This is a genomic window from Clostridium sp. (genome assembly GCF_017888565.1).
In the GTDB taxonomy this organism is placed as follows: domain Bacteria; phylum Bacillota; class Clostridia; order Clostridiales; family Clostridiaceae; genus Clostridium.
Genome location: NZ_JAGHFX010000111.1, coordinates 1 through 1,246, shown reverse-complemented (window position 1 = coordinate 1,246; position 1,246 = coordinate 1). Strand labels below are relative to the sequence as shown.

At 27.6% G+C, this 1,246-nt stretch carries 2 protein-coding genes; both read left to right on the top strand.

The window, feature by feature from the left end; translation table 11 throughout:
- The first annotated feature begins 70 nt into the window (after nucleotides 1-70).
- Nucleotides 71-364: a transposase gene (locus J7M87_RS20375; protein ID WP_209738240.1), complete on the top strand. Its 294-nt coding sequence runs from the start codon at nucleotides 71-73 to the stop codon at nucleotides 362-364.
- Complete coding sequence (locus J7M87_RS20370; RefSeq protein WP_365846486.1) at nucleotides 337-1,242, top strand: IS3 family transposase; 906 nt, start codon at nucleotides 337-339, stop codon at nucleotides 1,240-1,242. Before J7M87_RS20375 ends, J7M87_RS20370 begins: the two co-directional genes overlap by 28 nt.
- Nucleotides 1,243-1,246: the final 4 nt, after the last annotated feature.

Below are 1,246 nucleotides of genomic sequence, written 5' to 3'. Positions count from 1 at the left end.
TGGTCTTACCCCCATTATGTAGACAGTCAATAAAAGGTCGTGTACAATCTACATAATGGGGTGATTTTTTATGTCAATAAAGCACAAAGCTTATAGTGCAGAATTTAAAATAAATGCAATTGAAGAATATATAAAAACGGGAAAGAGTCAAAAGAAAATATGTAAGGATTTAAATATAACTAGTACATCAGCATTTGGAAGGTGGGTAATTCAATACAATGAAAAAGGCCCAGATAGCTTTTATGAGAATAAAAAGCCTCGTCGCGAAGCGGTTGAAGGATGTAAAAATGACGAATTAACAAGACTAAGAGCGGAGAATGAAGTTTTAAAAAAGTTATTAGAGAAAATAAGGGGGAATGCCTAAAGTCTTATAAATTTGAAATTATAAATGAATTTAAAAGTAAGTATTCAATATCTCTTCTATGTAGTATTTTAAAAGTATCAAGAAGTGGATTTTATAAATGGTTGAATAAAAAGAATTTATCCGATATGTACAGCGAAGATGCAGATTCAGTTGAAAGTCTTATTCGTGATGTTTTTAATAAACATAAGGGGATTTATGGATATAGAAGAATAACTACATTTATTAGAATAAACTACAATATAATTATTAACCATAAAAAAGTTTATAGAATTATGAAGTCATTGGGATTAAGATCAAAAGTTAGAGCAAAGAAGAAATTTTTCGCTCCGCTTGTCGAAGGAGTAATTATAAAAGATAATATACTAAATAGAGACTTTAAAGCTACTACTCCTAGCTCTAAGCTAGTAACGGATATAACAACAATTAAGTACAAGAGCAATAAAAAATTATATTTATCAGCAATTATGGACTTATATAACAATGAAATATTAACTTATAAAATAGGCTCCAGTAACAACAATGACTTAGTAATCAATACAATTATAGATACACTGGCTAAGAATAAGCTGAACGGCGCAATATTGCATAGCGATAGAGGCATTCAATATACTTCAAGATTATATAATACTATATTAAAGGAAAATAAAATAATCCAAAGTATGTCTAGAAAAGGAAATTGCCATGATAATGCTTGTATAGAATCATTTTTTAGCCACTTAAAAAGTGAATGTATTTATTTAAGCAACTATAATTCAGAAGAAGAAGTAATCAACTCTATAGATGAATATATAAATTTTTATAATAATATTAGATTTCAAAAAAGGTTAAAAAATATGGCTCCAATTAAATATCGAAGCCATTTTTGTAATTCACAATGATATA

Excerpts from the sequence above, each read along its gene's own strand:
- J7M87_RS20375 (WP_209738240.1), top strand. The coding sequence starts at position 71 with ATGTCAATAAAGCACAAAGCTTATAGTGCAGAATTTAAAATAAATGCA.